Origin of the sequence: Streptomyces tibetensis (assembly GCF_040647715.1) — a bacterium.
GTDB classification, from domain to species: domain Bacteria; phylum Actinomycetota; class Actinomycetes; order Streptomycetales; family Streptomycetaceae; genus Streptomyces; species Streptomyces tibetensis_A.
The window spans coordinates 1-1,131 of sequence record NZ_JBEZCR010000040.1; the positions used below are offsets into that span (position 1 = coordinate 1).

The window sequence follows — 1,131 nt, forward strand, 5'->3', positions numbered from 1 at the left end:
CTCCCGCCGGGCGGTGTTGAGCCGGGTGAGCAGCGGGGCGATGGAGCGGCCCTCGCGTTCGGCGGCGTCCCAGTCGCGGTGGCGGAGCTGGTACTTCTCCGAGTCCAGGTACTCCTCCGAGCCCTCCCTGAGCGGGGTGTTCTCGCACAGTTCGTAGCCGGAGTACACGCCCCAGGACGGTGACAGCGTCGCGGCGAGGACGGCCCGGACCTCGAACGCGGGCCGGCCGCCGTGCTGGAGGTAGGCGTGCAGGATGTCGGGGGTGTTGGGGAAGAAGTTGGGCCGCATGTAGGAGGCGGCCTCACCGGACAGCTCCGTCAGGTACTCGGTCAGTTCCTCTTTGGAGTTGCGCCAGGTGAAGTAGGTGTAGGACTGCTGGAAGCCGATCTGGGCCAGGGTGTGCATCATCGCCGGCCGGGTGAACGCCTCGGCCAGGAAGATCACGTCCGGGTCGGTGCGGTTGACCTCCCCGATCACCCGCTCCCAGAAGACGACCGGCTTGGTGTGGGGGTTGTCCACCCGGAAGATCCGCACCCCGGCGTCCATCCAGTGCCGCAGCACCCGCACCGTCTCCGCGACCAGGCCGTCCATGTCGGCGTCGAAGGCGATGGGGTAGATGTCCTGGTACTTCTTCGGCGGGTTCTCCGCGTAGGCGATGGTGCCGTCGGGACGGTGGTGGAACCACTCGGGGTGTTTGTGCACCCAGGGGTGGTCCGGGGAGCACTGCAGGGCGAAGTCCAGCGCCACCTCCATGCCCAGCTCCCGCGTGCGGTCCACGAACCAGGTGAAGTCCTCCAGGGTGCCCAGACCGGGGTGGACGGCGTCGTGGCCGCCCTCGGGCGAGCCGATCGCCCAGGGCACGCCGACGTCGTCGGGGCCGGGGGAGAGGGTGTTGTTCTTCCCCTTGCGGAAGGTGGTGCCGATGGGGTGGATCGGCGGCAGGTAGACCACGTCGAAGCCCATCGCGGCGATCGCCGGCAACCGGCGCGCGGCGGTGCGGAAGGTGCCGTGGGGCTGCTCGGGGGTGCCCTCGGAGCGGGGGAAGAACTCGTACCAGGAGCCGTACAGGGCCCGCTCCCGCTCCACGAGCAGGGGCAGGGGTTCGCTGCTGGTGACCAGGTCCCGCAGCGG

General features: G+C 69.8%; 1 pseudogene. It reads right to left on the reverse strand.

The annotated features are described in order from the left end of the window. Window positions 1-1,131 (reverse strand): annotated as a pseudogene (locus AB0B29_RS37705) (alpha-1,4-glucan--maltose-1-phosphate maltosyltransferase); the annotation flags it as partial.